We start from the raw sequence: 15,456 nt of genomic DNA, 5'->3' as shown, positions 1-15,456 counted from the left end.
TCGCCGCGTCCAGGCCGGCATCGTCCAGTTCGCGCAGCCTGCCCTTGGTCAGCGCGACGGCACCGGGCGGCAACTGCGCCAGGTGGGCGGCCTCGGCCAGCGCCTCCTCCTTGACCCGGTCCTCGTCGACCAGACGGTTCAGCAGTCCGAGCCGCTGTGCCTCCGCGCCGTTCACCAGCCGGCCGGTGAGAGCGAACTCGGCCGTCTTTGCCCGGCCGAGGATGCCGAGCATGGCCCAGATACCGGTGATGCTGGGGATGCCGGAGAGCACTTCGGGCTGGCCCATGCGCACGCCCGCGTGTCCGATGCGCAGGTCGGCGAGGAGGGCGAACTGGAATCCGGATCCGGCCGCTACACCGTTCACGGCGGCGACCACTGGCTTGTCCAGCCCGCGCACCGCCCGGAACAGCCGCCCGAAGTCGTCGATCCACTCCTCGGCGGCGGCATGGTCGTCGGGGTCGATGGCAGCGGTTTCCGCCAGGTCCTGGCCCGCGCAGAACGCCCGTCCGGCGCCGGTGAGGACGATGGCACGGCACCGGTCGTCGGTGCCGGCCGCCTCGAGCGCGGCCACCAGATGTGAGCGCATCGCGGCGGTCCAGGCGTTGAGTTTTTCCGGACGGTCGAGTGTCACTTCGGCGACGTAGGTCTCGGTGTCGCCGGCACGGACGGGATGGCGGGTGACGACGACGGTGCTGGATGAGGGCATGACAGCGTTCCCTTCCTTGAGGCGTGGGCGGCCGGGCCGCCGGCGGACGGCGGCGGACCCGGGATGGAACGGGAGCGCTCCGGCATCGGAATCCCCGTGGGCCACCATGCAAACAGCAGGGGATGTGAGCTGGCCAACATCAATCGGGACTGCCCTCGATATCGCAGCGATATGGTGGGCCGATGGAGCTGCGCCACATGCGTTACTTCGCCGTGCTCGCCGAGGAACTGCACTTCGGCCGGGCCGCGAAGCGCCTGCACATGGCCCAGCCCCCGCTGTCCCAGCGCATCCGCGACCTGGAACATGAACTGGGCGTGCGTCTGTTCGACCGGAGGCGGCCGCGGATCCAGTTGACCGAGGCAGGCGCACTGCTGCTGGAACACGTCCGCCCCGTCCTGGCCGGTGTCGAGACCGCCCGCGAGGCGATGCGCCGGCTCCAGCCCGGCGAAGCGGGTGTCCTACGCGTCGGCGTGCCGCCGGACACCAAACCCCCCGTGCTGCGCACGCTCACCGAAAGCTTCTCCCGGCGTGCCCCCGACGTCCTCATCGACCTGCACGAACTGACCACCGAGGAGCAACTGGTGCGGCTGCGCGAGGGCGAACTGGACGCCGGGGTCGTCCGCCACCCCGCAGACACCGTCGGACTGGACTCCGGCCCGCTGGCCCGGCGCGACCTGGGAGTGGTACTCCGCGAGGACCACCCCTGCGCCCAGGACGAGGCACCGGTCCGGCTGCGTGACCTGGACGGGGCCTCCCTGGTGATCTTCCCGAGGGTGATGGCGCCCCAACTGTACGACCACATGCTGCTGACGTGCCGGGACGGCGGCTTCCTGCCGGGCGCCATCCGGCACGCCCGCAACCCCGACTTCGTCCACGGACTGGTGCTCGCGGGCCGGGGCATACACCTGAACGAGCCCCCGACCGCCCCGCTCGCCGCCGGCCTGGTCTGGCGTCCCCTGGACGGCGCACCCCTGGCCTGGCTGACATCGGTGGTCTGGGTTCCCACCCGGCAAAACGAGGCCATCGCCGCCTTCACCGACGCGGCCGGTGAAGGACTCACCGGGGCGGGACACCGTCCGGTCGACGAGGTCCCGGACCCACCGGCCGGCGAGGCGGGCGCGAGCTGACCGGCGAGAACGGAACGCGAGATACCTCCGGACCGGCCCGTGCTCGATCGCGCGCGCCGTGCGAGTCGATCGGGCATGGAGTTCTTCCGCTATCACCGCGACCGGCCCGGCTCGCTGGTGCTGCGCCAAGAGCCGGCCGACCCGGCCGCCGCCCGCTCGTTCGTCTTCGACGAGCCCGGCTACCGCGCCCTGGGCGTAGCCCCATCAGTTCTCCGGCACCGCGTCCGTGGCGTCCGTGGCGGGGATCGCGCAGACCGGACGGGTGCGGGCAGCGTACGAGCGGGCCGCGGCGATCAGTCCGAAGCCCAGGCCGCCGAAGGCCAGCCCGCCGAAGAGCACCATCCAGGTGATTCCCGCGCTGGAGGTGAACGCCCCGTCCGGTTTGATCCGAGGCAGCACACCCGCGGCGCTGAGCGGGGCGTAGATCACGAGGACGACGCCGTACACCGACAGGCCGATGGCTGACAGCCACGCCGGGAGGAGTGGCAGGAGCCGGGGCACCCGCCGCCCGGTGAGCAGGAGTGTCCAGCGTGGGAACACCTGGCCCCAGGGGTACATCAACCCCAGCAGCAGGAAGATCCCGGCCAGCGCGGCCAGGACGGTGACGTCGATGCCCACCGAGGCGAGCGCCTTGGCCACGTCCGAGCCGCCCGCGTTCTCCTCGCGCCACTTCTCCGCCGTGACGCTCAGCGCGTCGCCGCCGAGCGTCCAGATGGTCTTGACGACCGCCCACGGCACAAGCCCGCTCATCAGCACGTACACCTGGACCCGGGTCCGCCGGGACGCCACGGAGGCGGGCGGATGGACCAGCGGCCCGCCGCCGTCGCCGGTGTGCCCGGCCCCGCACCGCGGACACCGGTCCCGCAGCCGCCGCCGGTGGGAGAGGCCAACCAGCAGCAGGGCCAGGCCCACGGTGTTCAGCAGGACATGGGCGAAGCCGGTGGCGCTCTCCACGCCCGATAACGACGCCAAGGTGACGACGTACGCGGGCAGGCTCGCCATGCCCATCGCGAAGAGGGGGATCGCCACGACCAGTACCGCCGCCACCGCCACCCGGCCGCGCCGCGCAAGTGGCCGGGGGGTGGCCAGGCAGGCACCGGCGGCCAGCAGGGCGAGCGCGGCCAGCGCGAGCTGGACGCCGGGTGCGTAGGCCATATGCGGCGACCAGGGCACGGTGGTGCCCGTGGCGGCCCAGACCACCTGGACTGCGGCGTACCCCACGCCCCACACCGCGGTGGCATGGGGTGCCCACCGTGGCCACCGCCGCGGCCACGCCCGCCACGTGGCCTCCGGGGACGGCAGCCCGGGACCGGGGCGGGGCGGGGTTTGCGCGGAAACAGTCACCGTGACCTCCAGTTTCGCGGTGCCGACAGTCAAGCCTGTCCCGTAGGGGCGGCGGGCGCATCCGTCCTGGGGCGCACCGCCTCCGCCACGCGAGGGAGGACGGATGCGCCTCGCGGATGACGCCCCGTCCCTCCCCGCACGTGGACCACACTGACGGCTGTCCGGATGATCTGGTGTTGCTCGTTCGTGGGTGATGGGATGGTTCCGTCCTGGTGTCACGCCGTGTGCATGATGGGGTCGCAGGCATGGAACGGAGCCCGTACGCAACCGACTTGACCGACAAGCAGTGGGCGTTAATCGAACCGCTGGTCACCGGGTGGAAGCAGGCGCGGGTGGCGCGATCGCCGACCGGGAACCCGGGCTCCTGTGATCTGCGGGAGGTCGTGAACGCGCTGCTCTGCCAGAACCGGACCGGCCGTCAGTGGCGGCTCCTGCCGCACGATTTCCCGGCCTGATCGGCGGTGTTCCACTACTTCACCCTGTGGCGCCAGGACGGCCTCGACCAGCGAATCCAGGAGATCCTGCGCTGCCAGGCGCGTGAACAGTCCAGACGATCAGCCTCCCCGTTTCGCTTCGCCTGGCCGAGTTGGTCGGATCGTGGTGAAGCGGTGGTTTCGGTTGCTTGTGGCCGGGCGGGCGTGGCCGGGGCCCGACGCGCGGGTCGGGTTCTCCAGGGTTTCTCGGGTCATGGGTGGTCAGGGGCGGGGCTCGGCCATGTGATCGTCGCCTCGGGCGGCAGCGCCGACACCCCTCTCGCCTTCGCGGCGATGGCCCTGCTCAGCATCATGTGCGTGGCGTGCTGCTCTTCCACCTCGTCATCCTGCTGGAACGACTGCTGCTCCCGTGAGTCCGGGAGATCACCGGCCGACCGGACTCCACCCATAGTTCCACCCGTGGGTCCAGGCGCGTACGGGCCCGTGCCAGCAGGGTTGAGGCATGACAACGACTGACTGGATCACCGACATCGCCCTGCTCCTCGTCGTCTTCCGGCAACTGCGGGAGGGCCGCCTCGACACCAAGTCGTACGTGATCCCCCTGGGGATCGTGGCCTTCGTCGCGCACAGCTACCTGAACACCGTGCCCACGGCCGGCAACGACCTGGTGCTGATCGGCGCGCTCGTCGCCGTCGGCGCGGCCCTCGGCGTCGCGGGCGGCATCTACACCCGTATACGCAAGGTCGGCGCGCATCTCTTCATCAAGGCGGGCGCGGTCTCCGCGACCCTGTGGGTGCTGGGCATGGGGGCGCGGATGGGCTTCCAGTTGTGGGTCGACCACGGCGGCGCCGATGACCTGGCCCGCTTCAGCCTGGCCCACCAGATCACCACGGGGGACGCGTGGGTGGCCGCGTTCGTACTGATGGCGCTCACCGAGGTGGTCACGCGGCTGGGCACCATATTTCTCCGCGGCCGCGTGGCCACCCGGGAGCAGCGGCAGCCGGCCGTGGACGGACGGGTCGCGGCGGTCGCCGCGGACCGGACGGTCTGAGTACGGGTTATCGTCGCGCCGTGTCCGCTTCCGACAATCCCCCAGCCCTCGGGCCGGCTTCCGAACGGGAGCCCGGCCCTCGGGTCCTGCTCCGGCACGACGCCTCTCTCCACCGGCACGACGCCGCTCTCCAGTGGGCCGTCACCCTGCTGATCATCGCCATCGCGGTCATCACCGTCCGGCCGGTGGGCGTCAGCGGCCGCGGCCTGGCCGTGGTCGCCCTGCTGGCGGTCAACTCCGTCGCCCTGCTGGCCAGACACCTGCCGCCGGCCTTCCCACGCCGGGCCGCGCTGGTCTGGCTGACCGCCGGTGTCGTGGCGTCCGCCGGCCTGCTGGAGGTGAGCAGCAGCGGCTCCGGCTACCTCTTCGCCTACTTCCTCGTCGGCCACGCCGGCTACCGCCTCGCCCTCAAGCCGGCCCTGGCGGTCGCGGCCCTGTCCAGTCTGCTGTGCGGCGCTGTCTTCTATTTCTACGTCGGCCCCGATCACCAGGTGCTCACCTGGACCTTCGGCCTCAGCACCGGCATCCCGGTCGTGGCCGGAATCCTGGGCCGCGGCAGGCAACAGGCAGTGGAGGCGAGGCTCCAGGCCGCCGAGTCCGCCGAGCGGGCCGCGCGGGCCGAGGCGCGAACGGCCGTGCTCACCGAACGCGGCCGCATCGCCCGCGACGTCCACGATGTGCTGGCGCACTCGCTGGCCGGGATCAACATGCACCTGGAACTGGCGGACGCCTTGATGGACACCGGCGACCTGGAGAAGGTCCGCGCGGCGCACAACAAGGCGCAGCACCTTGTCAGGGAGAGCCTGAAGCAGGCCCAGTGGACCGTGCACGCGCTGCGCGAGGACTCCCTTCCGCTGCTCGAGAGCCTGACCGCCATGATCGAGTCGTCCGGCCACCGCGAGGTGCTCACCGTCACCGGGGCCGTCCGAGAGCTGCCGGCACAGGTCACCCAGAACCTGCTGCGCATCGCGCAGGAGGCGCTGACCAACGCGGCCCGGCACGCTCCCGGGGCCGAGATCGCGGTGGAGCTGACATTCGACGCCGCCTCGACCAGCCTTGCCGTCCGCAACGGGCCCGCGACCGGTGAGGCGACCGCGGGTGTCGGCAGCGGCATGGGACTGATAGGAATGCGCGAACGCGTCGCCCTGCTGGGCGGCACCCTCACCGCGGGTCCGCTCGCCGAGGGACCGGACCGGGGCGGCTGGCAGGTGGAGGCAGTGATCCGAGGATGACGACGAACGAACCGGCCCAGGAGCCACGGAACCCGCAGGACCCGCTGACCGAGCGCTCGCTGAAGGTGATCGTCGCCGACGACCAGGCCACCGTCCGCGAGCCCTTGGCCGCGGTGCTCGACATGACCGAGGACATCGACGTCGTGGCCGCCGCCGCGGACGGTACCGAGGTGCTCGCCGCCGTGGCCGCCACACCGGTCGACGTCGTCCTGATGGACCTGCGCATGCCTGTCATGGACGGCACCGAGGCCACCCGCCGGCTGAGCGAGGAACACCCGGGAACGGCCGTGGTCGTGCTGACCACCTTCGCCGACGACGACTCGATCCTGGCCGCCCTGAGCGCCGGCGCCCGCGGCTATCTGACGAAGAACGCGGGGCGCCAGGACATCGTCCGCGCGATCCGGGCCGCCGCCGCGGGACAGTCCGTACTCGACCACGAGGTGCAGAACCGTCTCCTGGCCACCGTCCGCACGCGCCCGCCGGTCGACGCGCGGCCGCTCCCTGCGGACCTCACTCGCCGCGAACGCGAGGTGCTCACCCTTATCGGCCAGGGCCTGCCCAACCAGGCCATCGCCGAGAGACTCTTCATCAGCGAGGCCACGGTCAAGACCCACATCAACAACCTGTTCGCCAAAGCCGGCATCCAGGACCGCGCCGACGCCGTCCGCCGCGCCATTGCGGCCGGCCTGGCATGACCCGGGCCCGCACAGGGCTCCGCAGGCGCAGCGGCGTGCTCGGTAGTCGGTACGGACAGGTCGTACAACCGACGGGTGAGGCCACGAGGTGAGCCCGCACGGGCGGAGGGCTCTGTGGGCGAGGATCACATGTAGCCGATTGAGCCTGGTGGCGGCGGAGTGACCGGCCCTTCGGCCCAGCGCTCGCCGTGCATCGCCTTCGTGATCAGCTCCATCATCCGCCGCTGATCCGCGAGTTCGGAGTTGCGGCTGTTGGTCTCGTGCCCGCCGCTGAACCACTCCACGGTGACATCCCCGCCCGCCTTCTCCAGGGCCTGCGCGTACCTGTGGACCTGGCGCGGTGGTGTCCTCGTGTCGTGCGTGCCGGTCGAGATCCATACGGGGGCGCGCACCCCGTCGACGTAGGAGATGGGCGACGCGCGATGGAAAACCTCGGGGTCGTCGTCGGGATCGGCGTGGAAGAAGGAGCGCCAGGCGCTGCGCAGTGCGGGGTTCATGTCCGCGTATGCGGCGAGCCAGTCCGCCATCGGGACGAAGGCAAGCGCTCCGGCGAAGAGGTCGGGCAGGCGGCCGAGAGATAGCAGGGACAGGTATCCGCCGTAGGAGGCACCGGTGATGAAGATCTGCCTGGGGTCGGCGATCCCTTCGTGGACCAGCCAGTGAACGGAGGCCGCGATGTCCTCCAGTTCCCGCTCGCCGATCGTGTGCCAGAACCCCTCGCGGAAGCGGCGGCCGAAGGTCTGCGAGCCGCGGTAGTTGACGGCGGCGTAGGCGAATCCTTCGGCGAGCCAGGCCTGGGCCTCGGGGGTGTAGCGGTCTACGGTGACCAGTTGGGGGCCGCCATGGATGCTGAGCAGGGTGGGCGCGGGCCCTTTGCGGCCCGGAGGGCGGCCCGCCCACAGTTGTACGGGTGTGCCGTCGATGGAGCGCACGATGTGGGAGGTCAGGGCGACGCCGGCCGGGCGCAGGGACGGTGTCCAGACGGGTGTGACGGTGGCGTCGCCCCTGTCCTCGCGCAGGAGGGTGAGGGGAAGGTCGAAGCGCTGGTGGAGTAGTCGCGGTTGACCGTCGGCGCCGTAGTGGGAGGCCCAGTAGTCGGGGTGGGCGTCGGCGATGTCGGCTTCGAAGAAGGCGCCTGCCGGGTGGTCGACAGCGCGGAGCCGCCCGCTGTCCGGCTCCCACTCCAGGACGCGGTGCACTCCGTGGTCGACGTGGACCAGCAGTACGTACGCGGCGTCATCGGACCAGTCGAGCGGCACGACGTCGCCGTCCAGGTGCTCGGCGTCCAGGTCGATGCGGGAGCCGTCGGTAAAGGACCAGACGCAAGGCCGCTGGTGACCGGATCGCTCGGTGGAGACGAGCAGTCGGTTGTCACCGGGCACGGGCGAGAACCGGATGCCGCGGACGGGGGCCTCGGGTCCGTCGGACAGGGTGCGGATCGTCTCCCCGGGGGCATCGGCGGTGGTGCTGAGGACCGTCGCGGCGAAGCGCCGCAGGCCGGGGTTGTGGTCCGTGGTGTCGATGCTCGCCCAGCGGCCGTCGGCGGAGACACGTGCGTTCCATGCCTCTGCCGTCGAGCCGAACAGGCGCCGGGGCGGGCGGCCTCCGTCAGTGTCGACCAGCCAGAGCGTAAAGCCGTCTTCGGCCACCGCGGACAGCACGGCGAGGGCGCCGGTGCGGGCGACGTCGATGCCTCGCAGCGTGTACGGCGGGAGGCCAGGCGTCAGGTCGGTGCCGGAGCCGCCGTCGATCGGCACGGACCACAGGTGGCCCATCTCCGAACCGTTGTCGTCGAGGAGGTTGAGGACGGCTCGTCCGTCGCCGGACAGGACCGCGTTGCGGGGGTCGCCGTAGGCGCCCGCCACGGGCCGGGTGACGTCGCGGACGACGTCCCAGACGGTGAGGAAGGCTCCGTCGGGGCCGTCGTGCACCATGAGTTCGAGGTCGTCCCCCATGCCGCGTCCCCGGCGGGAGGACAGGCACTGCCGGGCGTCGAAGAACCGCTGCCAGTCGTGAGTCACTGCCGGACTCCTTGGATATCGCCGTACGCCGGAGGTCGTACGGGTAGGGGCGGATAAGTCGGGGATCGTGCCGTCAGAAGATCGAGCGGTTCGCCGGTGTCACGTTGCAGTGGGCGGGCGGCCGGCGGAAACCACGGGCGTCGCGGGCTCGGGGAAGTGGCAGGCGACCCGGTGGCCCGTGGCAGTGTGCCGGAGGACGGGCGTCTGCTGACCGCAGATCTCCTGTGCCTTCCAGCAGCGGGTGCGGAACCGGCAGCCGGACGGCGGGCTCTGCGGGCTGGGGGCGTCACCCTGGAGCACGATGCGGCGGCGGGCCCGCTCGGCGCGTGGGTCCGGGATCGGGACCGCCGACAGCAGCGCCTGGGTGTAGGGGTGGTGCGGGGCGCCGTACAGTGCGTCGGCGGGACCGCTCTCGACGATCCGGCCGAGGTACATGACGGCGACCTCGTCGCTGATCTGACGCACCACCGACAGGTCGTGGGCGATGAAGAGGTAGGTGAGTGCCAGCTCCCGTTGGAGGTCCTGAAGCAGGTTGATGACGCTCGCCTGCACGCTGACGTCCAGCGCGCTGACCGGTTCGTCGAGGACGAGGACGTCCGGTTCGACGGCGAGGGCGCGGGCGATTCCGATGCGCTGGCGTTGTCCGCCGGAGAACTGGCTGGGGTAGCGCCGGGCGTGGTCGGGGTCGAGGCCGACCTGTTCGAGGAGTTCGCGGACCCGCTCGGCCCGGCGGGTGCGGTGCAGGCGGTGGATGCGCAGGGGTTCGACGAGGATCTGCTCGACGGTCATCCGGGGGTCGAGCGAGGAGTACGGATCCTGGAAGACGAGCTGGATCTGCTTGCGCAGCCGGGTGATTTCGTCGCCTCGGGCCCGGGCGATGTCGAGGCCGTTGATCAGGGCCTGGCCGCCGACCGGCTGGACGAGGCGGACCAGGCAGCGGCCGAGGGTGCTCTTGCCGCAGCCGGTTTCCCCCACCAGGCCGAGGGTGCGGCCACGGCCGATGGTGAGGTCGACGCCGGACACGGCCTGGACCGTGCCGGCGCGGCGGCCGGTGCGGTACTCGGCGGCCAGGGCCTGGACGTGCACGGCGGGCGCGTCCGTCTTCGGTACCGCGACCGTCGACGTCTTCGTCTTCATCGCGCGTCCCCTTCCCGGTCGGTGGCGAGTGCGATGTCCCTGTCGGTGGCGAGTGCGATCTCGTGCGTCCGGACGCACCCGGTGGTATGCAGGTCGGAAAGCCGGACCGCGGCCCCGATCTCGGTGCCGCAGACTTCGGGCAGGGCGTGGGAGCAGCGGGGCTGGAACGGGCAGCCGCGCGGGCGGCGTCCGGGCGGGTCGGGCTGGCCCGGGATCTGAGTGAGCCGGGGGACGCGCCGGTCGATTCGCGGGAGCGCGTCCAGCAGGGCCCGCGTGTACGGGTGCGCGGGCCGGTAGAAGACCGACTCGGCGTCGCCGCACTCCAGGTTGCGACCGCCGTACATGACCATGACGCGGTCGGCGACGCCCGCGACGACGCCGAGGTCGTGGGTGATCAGCAGCACCGAGGTGCCGGTGCGTTCCTGCACATGGCGCAGGACGTCGAGGATCTGAGCCTGTACGGTCACGTCGAGGGCAGTGGTCGGTTCGTCTGCGATGAGCAGGTCGGGTTCGTTGGCCATGCCGATGGCGATCATGACGCGTTGGCGCATGCCGCCGGAGAACTCGTGTGGGTAGGCGTGCAGCCGGGATCGGGGTGCGGGGATGCCGACGAGTCCGAGGAGGTCGATGGCACGCTCGGTGAGGGCATCGCGGCCGAGGCCGGGGGCGTGGACGGCGACGGCCTCGGTGATCTGGTCGCCGACCGTCATCATGGGGTTCAGCGCGGCCAGTGCGTCCTGAAAGATGATGCCGATCTGCCGACCCCGCACCGCGCGCAGTTCCCGCTCGGGCAGTCCGAGGAGTTCCCGCCCCCGGAAGCGGAGCGAGCCGCTGACCCGCGCGGACGGCGGGAGCAGGCCCATCAGGGCCATGGCCGCCGCGCTCTTACCGGAGCCCGACTCCCCGACGAGGGCGAGTGTCTCGCCTTCGTGCACGTCGAAGGAGAGGCGTTCCACGGCGGCGGCGTGCCCCGTGTCGGTTCGGTACTCGACCGTCAGGTCACGGACGGAGAGCAGGTCGGTGGCGGTGTCCGGCCGGTCGTTGCCGGTGTCGGAAGTGAGAGAGGTCATGACTGCCTGCTCTGCTGGTCGAAGGCGTCTCGCAGTCCGTCGCCCAGGAAGTTGACTGCGAGGACGGTGAGGAGGATGGCTACGCCGGGCGCGTACAGGAGGTAGTCCTTGGGCGTGCCGACGAGCCCGGCGGCCTGGTTGAGGAGGTTGCCCCAACTGGACTGGGGCGGCTGGATGCCGAAGCCGAGGAAGCTGAGTGTGGATTCCAGGATGATCGCGGCGGCCACCGCGATGGAGGCGTTGACGATGATCACACCGGCCAGGTTGGGCAGCAGGTGCCGCAGGACAATCTGGGTCCGCGAGGAGCCGAGCACCTGCGCGGCTTGCACGAACTCCTTCTCCCGGAGGCTGATGACCTGGGAACGGACGACGCGTGCGATCACGGTCCAGCCGAGTCCGGCGAGGACGAGCACGATGGTCACGGGTGAGGGGCTGAGCGTCTGCATGGCGAGCGCGAGGAGGGCGATGGCCGGGATGATGAGGAAGAGGTCGGTGATCCGCATGATCACCTCGTCGATCCAGCCGCCGAGGAGACCGGAGACCGCTCCGACGAGGGTTCCGACGGCGGTCGACAGGAAGGCGACACCGAGGCCGACGGTCAACGAGACCTGTCCTGCGTAGAGGAGTTCGGTGAGGTAGTCGCGGCCGAGGTCGTCGGTGCCGAGCCAGTGCTCCGAGGAGGGGGGCAGGGCTCCGGTGAGGATGTCCTGGGCGTTGCGTGGATGGGGCGCCACCCACGCCGCTCCATAGCAACAGATCATGAGCGCCAGCAGGATCAGCAGGCCGATCACGGCCAGGCGGTGGCGCAGGAACCGTTCGACGAGGATCCGCCGCCGGCTCTTGTCCGCGGGCCGCGGCGTCGGCGGGAGCGCCCGCTCCGCGGGGTGGTGACTGGGTACGGTCATCGCAAGGTCACTCTCGGGTCGAGCAGCGCGTATCCGAGGTCGGCCGCCAGGTTGAACAGGACCATCGCCAGCGCCACGATCAGCATCCAGGGAAGGAGTACGTACACGTCGCCGGCCAGCAGGGAGTCGAGGAACAGCCGGCCCATGCCGGAGATGGCGAAGATCTGCTCGGTGACGACGAGGCCGCCGATGAGCAGGGCTGTGTCGGCAGCGACGACGGTGACGAAGGGCGCCAGTGAGTTGCGCAGCGCGTGCCGGAGGAAGATCCGGCGCGGGGGCACCCCCTTGGCACGAGCGGTCTTGACGTAGTCGCTGTTCAGAGCTTCAAGCATGGACGCCCGGCTGAAGCGGGACCAACTGGCGATCAGCCCGACGGTGAGGGTCATGACCGGCAGGACCAGGTGCCGGAAGTAGTCGGCGTTGACACCGCTCATGCCCGGCGAGTGCAGGCCCACGAAGTACAGCGGGGGTTGTTCGAGCCCGAATTGTTCGCGCGGCCAGATGGCGAACACCTGGATGAGCAGGAGGCCGAGCCAGAAGGCAGGCATGGCCACGCCCAGGTAGGACAACCCGGTGAGCAGGTGGTCGCCCGCCGAGTACTGGCGGGCTGCCGAGTAGGTGCCGATCGCGAGGGCGACGACCACGGCGAACAGCACGGCCCAGCCGACTAGTTGGAGGGTGGTGCCGAGGGCGGAGCCGATCATGGCCTGGGCGCGGTCGCCGGTGCGGGTGCTCACGCCCCAGTCGCCGGTGACGAAGGCCTTCATCCACAGTCCGTACTGTTCGAGGACCGGCCGCTCAAGGCCGAGGCGGGCGGATTCGCGGGCGAGGACGCCGGGGTCGCGGGCCTGGCGCAGCTTGGTGAGCGGGTCGAAGGTGGAGCGGACGGCCCAGAAGAAGACGAACGAGGCGACCAGGACGACGGGAACCGAGTAGGCCAACCGGCGGACCGCGTAGCGGAGCATCTGCCGGGACCGGCCCACGCGGCCACGGCCCTGCGCGCCGCGGCCTTCGGAGTGCCGGCCCTCGGGAGCGGGGGCGGCCCGCAGAGCCTCCGTCACTTTGCCACTCCCCATTTGGCGAGGTTCCACCAAGGGCCTTCGCTCGGGTTGTTGCTGAGCGGGCCGCCGACGCGGTCGTTCCACAGGAGGATGTTCGGGACGGTGCTGATCGGGATCGCGGGCACCTGGTCGGCGATGATCTTGTCCGCCTGGCGGGAGGCCTTGACGCGTTTCCTCGGGTCGGTCTCGCGGTCGACGGTGGCGAGCAGCGGATCGAGGCCGTCGATCCGGGCGCGGACGAAGTTGAGGCCGGAGCGGCCGTTGGCCTCAGTGGGGATGGAGGTGCTGCTGAAACTGTTGCTCTGCGTGGGGTCGGGGAAGGTGTCGATGAGCGTCCACAGCCCCATTTGGAAGGTGCCGGCTGGTGCCTGCTTACCGAACAGGTTGGCCGGAGTGGTGTTCTTGATGGTCATCCGGAAGCCGGCCTGCTCTAGCTGGGTCTGGAGGATCTGCTCGGTGAGTTCGCGCCGCTTGTTGCCGGCGAGGGAGACGATGGTGAACTCTGCCCGGCGTCCGCCCTTGGCCCAGATGCCGTCACTGCCCTTGGCCCAGCCGTCCCCCCGCATTGCCTTGTCAACGGCCTTGAGGTCTCGGGTGTAGTGGGAGAAGTCGGTGCCGGCGTAGGAGGAAAGGACCGGGGTGAGGAAGCTCTGGGCGGGCTTGCCCACGCCGAGGGAGCCGTAGAGCTTCTTGACGATGGCGGTGCGGTCGATGGCGTAGGCGACGGCGCGGCGCACGTCGACGGAGTCGAAAGGGAACTTCTCGTTGTTCATCCAGATCGCCTCCAGGTTGCCCGTCTCGGCGTCGATCTGCCGTCGGGTGCCCCCGGCTGTCTGGTTGAGCTGTTCGACGACATCGAGCTGCGGCGTCGGGAAGAGGGCGTCGAGCTGGCCGCTCTTGAAAGCCTGGAAGGCCGCGGCGGTGTCGGTGGTGAACTGGAAGGTGACCTTGTCGAGCTTGGGCTTGGGGCCCCAGTAGCGGGCGTTGGGGATGAGAGTGACTGAGGTGCCCTTCTTCCAGGACTGGATCTTCCACGGGCCGCCGCTGAAGGAGTAGCCGTCCTTCATGATCGCGTTGCGGTTCTTGCCCTTGAGCAGATGCTCGGGCAGGACGCCGTAGATCGAGCTGAACAAGGTGCGCCAGCCGCCGTAGGTCTCACGGAGAGTGACCACGGCGGTCTTGGCGTCGGGCGTCTCGATCTTGCTGATCTTGTCGTAGCCGGTCTTGTCCAGGACGTCCTTGCCGTCGCGGATCTGTAGGGCGGTGTATTTCAGGTCGGCCGAGGTGATCGGCTCGCCGTCGGACCAGACCGCGTCGGGCGAGATCCGGTACGTGATCCGCTGCGGGCCGCTGGTGGTCGTGGTCGGTTCATCGGCCATCAGCGGGGAGGCGACCGGTACCCAGGCGTCACCCGAGCGCCGGGTGTCGAATACCTTCGGGATCGTGGTCGTCCGCATCAGGTAGTCGCCCCAGATGGAGCCACTGCATACGGAGATCCAGTCGGCGCAGTCCGGTTCCTGCTCTGCGCCGATGACCAGGCTCCCGCCCTCCTTGACCGGCACCACCGGGTTCTGCGTGGCCCCGGCCTGCCCGACGCCGGAGGACGTGCATCCCGCGAGCACGGCGCCCACCGACAGGGCGGCTGCGGCGGTAGCCCTCCGGGTTCCCACGAGTGTCCGCGTGCGGCCGTTCTCGTGTTGGCCCATCGCCATCACCTTCCCTCCGTACGGCCCTGGCGGGCGCTGTGCGGCCTCATCGTAGGGAGCGGATCCAGCCACAGCAAGAGGTGTCGACAACCTTATAGTCAATGGCGATGACTTGCTTCGTGAGTCAGGCTTCGGGCAGAGTCGTCCCCAATGGGGTTTCATCGCCCCGCCGGACGGAGGGAAGGCCCTGATGAGCACGAGCCAGGACGGGAAGCGCTCGACAGCGAAGAAGCCGAGGCCCCGGCGGCGGGCCCGGCACAGCCTGAGCCGTGAAATGATCCTGGAGGCTGCGGAGACCATCGCCGTGCGGGACGGTCTCGATGGGCTGACCTTCCAGGCCCTGGGTAAGGAACTCGAAGCCCATCCGACCTCGATCTACCGGCACTTCCGCGACAAGGACGAGCTGGTTCTCGAACTGATCGACAGCCTGCGTGCGGGCTCCTACGGCGGGCAGTTGGAGGCCACCGACTCCTGGCGCGAGGACCTGCGCGTCATGGCCCGGCATATCCACGACCACTACCTGCGCTACCCCCAGTTCGCTCTCCAAATGGCCGCGCGCACCACGCGCCGGCCCGCCGAGTTCAAGAACGTGGAGTTCGCGCTGGACGCGCTGGTACGGGCGGGCTTGCCGCCGGAGGAAGCCACGTCGACGATGCGCGTCTTCGGCAATGTCATCCGCGCGCTGTCCAGCATGGAGTCGGGGCTGCACGCTCTCGACGACAACACCCGGCGCGGTGACGCGCTGGCCTGGGAGGTCGAGTACCGCAGCCTCTCCCCGGAGGCCTATCCGCGCATCGCCTCGATGTCCGACCACCTGACCTCCATCGGCGACCCGCATGTTTTCGACCAGGCGGTGGAAATGCTTCTCGACGCCGTCGAAACACGGGTGGCCGTCCTGTCCGCGTCGACGTCCTGACGTACCGAACGGGCCGTTGGGTTCGCTCCCGTACGCCGTCCGAGGGTCCGT

The 15,456-nt window shown here is 70.3% G+C and carries 14 protein-coding genes; 6 read left to right on the top strand and 8 right to left on the bottom strand.

Annotated elements, in window-relative coordinates; translation table 11 throughout:
• A partial coding sequence (locus KN815_RS01675; RefSeq protein ID WP_216339433.1) for an enoyl-CoA hydratase/isomerase family protein occupies positions 1-706 on the bottom strand: 706 nt, incomplete at its 3' end.
• 182 nt (positions 707-888) lie between these two features.
• Between KN815_RS01675 and KN815_RS01670 the strand changes: the two genes are divergently transcribed.
• Positions 889-1,833 carry a LysR family transcriptional regulator gene (locus KN815_RS01670; RefSeq protein WP_216339432.1) on the top strand — a complete coding sequence of 315 codons (945 nt, stop codon included), beginning with the start codon at positions 889-891 and terminating at the stop codon, positions 1,831-1,833.
• A gap of 204 nt (positions 1,834-2,037) precedes the next feature.
• Here KN815_RS01670 and KN815_RS01665 read toward each other — a convergent pair whose 3' ends face one another.
• Positions 2,038-3,054, bottom strand: a complete 1,017-nt coding sequence (locus tag KN815_RS01665) for a hypothetical protein (RefSeq protein ID WP_216339430.1) — start codon at positions 3,052-3,054, stop codon at positions 2,038-2,040.
• Positions 3,055-3,449: 395 nt separating this feature from the next.
• On the opposite strand from KN815_RS01665, the gene KN815_RS52010 reads away from it, so the two are divergent.
• From KN815_RS52010 to KN815_RS01645, 4 genes are all read left to right on the top strand, one after another.
• Positions 3,450-3,632, top strand: coding sequence for a transposase (locus KN815_RS52010; RefSeq protein ID WP_253208679.1), 183 nt, complete (start codon positions 3,450-3,452; stop codon positions 3,630-3,632).
• A gap of 481 nt (positions 3,633-4,113) precedes the next feature.
• Positions 4,114-4,662 (top strand): hypothetical protein, encoded by a 549-nt coding sequence (locus KN815_RS01655; RefSeq protein WP_216339428.1) that lies wholly within the window; start codon positions 4,114-4,116, stop codon positions 4,660-4,662.
• A 20-nt stretch (positions 4,663-4,682) separates the two neighbouring features.
• Positions 4,683-5,894, top strand: coding sequence for a sensor histidine kinase (locus tag KN815_RS01650; protein ID WP_372458224.1), 1,212 nt, complete (start codon positions 4,683-4,685; stop codon positions 5,892-5,894).
• The gene (locus tag KN815_RS01645; RefSeq protein ID WP_216339426.1) at positions 5,891-6,589 is read left to right on the top strand and encodes a response regulator transcription factor; all 699 of its coding nucleotides are present in this window, start codon (positions 5,891-5,893) and stop codon (positions 6,587-6,589) included. The genes KN815_RS01650 and KN815_RS01645 overlap by 4 nt, the downstream gene beginning before the upstream one ends.
• A 125-nt stretch (positions 6,590-6,714) precedes the next feature.
• Here the strand turns inward: KN815_RS01645 and KN815_RS01640 are convergent, their stop codons facing one another.
• The 6 genes from KN815_RS01640 to KN815_RS01615 form a co-directional block, all read right to left on the bottom strand.
• A complete protein-coding gene (locus tag KN815_RS01640; protein ID WP_216339424.1) occupies positions 6,715-8,610 on the bottom strand; it encodes a S9 family peptidase in 1,896 nt (631 codons plus the stop codon).
• A gap of 99 nt (positions 8,611-8,709) precedes the next feature.
• Complete coding sequence (locus KN815_RS01635; protein WP_216339421.1) at positions 8,710-9,747, bottom strand: ABC transporter ATP-binding protein; 1,038 nt, start codon at positions 9,745-9,747, stop codon at positions 8,710-8,712.
• The gene (locus KN815_RS01630) at positions 9,744-10,817 is read right to left on the bottom strand and encodes an ABC transporter ATP-binding protein (protein ID WP_216339419.1); all 1,074 of its coding nucleotides are present in this window, start codon (positions 10,815-10,817) and stop codon (positions 9,744-9,746) included. Before KN815_RS01630 ends, KN815_RS01635 begins: the two co-directional genes overlap by 4 nt.
• Positions 10,814-11,722, bottom strand: coding sequence for an ABC transporter permease (locus KN815_RS01625; RefSeq protein WP_216339417.1), 909 nt, complete (start codon positions 11,720-11,722; stop codon positions 10,814-10,816). The genes KN815_RS01630 and KN815_RS01625 overlap by 4 nt, the downstream gene beginning before the upstream one ends.
• Complete coding sequence (locus KN815_RS01620; RefSeq protein WP_253208678.1) at positions 11,719-12,783, bottom strand: ABC transporter permease; 1,065 nt, start codon at positions 12,781-12,783, stop codon at positions 11,719-11,721. The genes KN815_RS01625 and KN815_RS01620 overlap by 4 nt, the downstream gene beginning before the upstream one ends.
• Positions 12,780-14,489, bottom strand: coding sequence for a peptide ABC transporter substrate-binding protein (locus KN815_RS01615; protein ID WP_216339415.1), 1,710 nt, complete (start codon positions 14,487-14,489; stop codon positions 12,780-12,782). The genes KN815_RS01620 and KN815_RS01615 overlap by 4 nt, the downstream gene beginning before the upstream one ends.
• A gap of 190 nt (positions 14,490-14,679) precedes the next feature.
• Between KN815_RS01615 and KN815_RS01610 the strand changes: the two genes are divergently transcribed.
• Positions 14,680-15,405, top strand: a complete 726-nt coding sequence (locus KN815_RS01610) for a TetR/AcrR family transcriptional regulator (RefSeq protein ID WP_216339413.1) — start codon at positions 14,680-14,682, stop codon at positions 15,403-15,405.
• Positions 15,406-15,456 lie beyond the last annotated feature (51 nt).

The organism is Streptomyces niphimycinicus, assembly GCF_018883605.1.
Lineage (GTDB): Bacteria > Actinomycetota > Actinomycetes > Streptomycetales > Streptomycetaceae > Streptomyces > Streptomyces niphimycinicus.
Note: the sequence above shows the minus strand (reverse complement) of the source record. Positions and strands in the feature narration are given on the sequence as shown.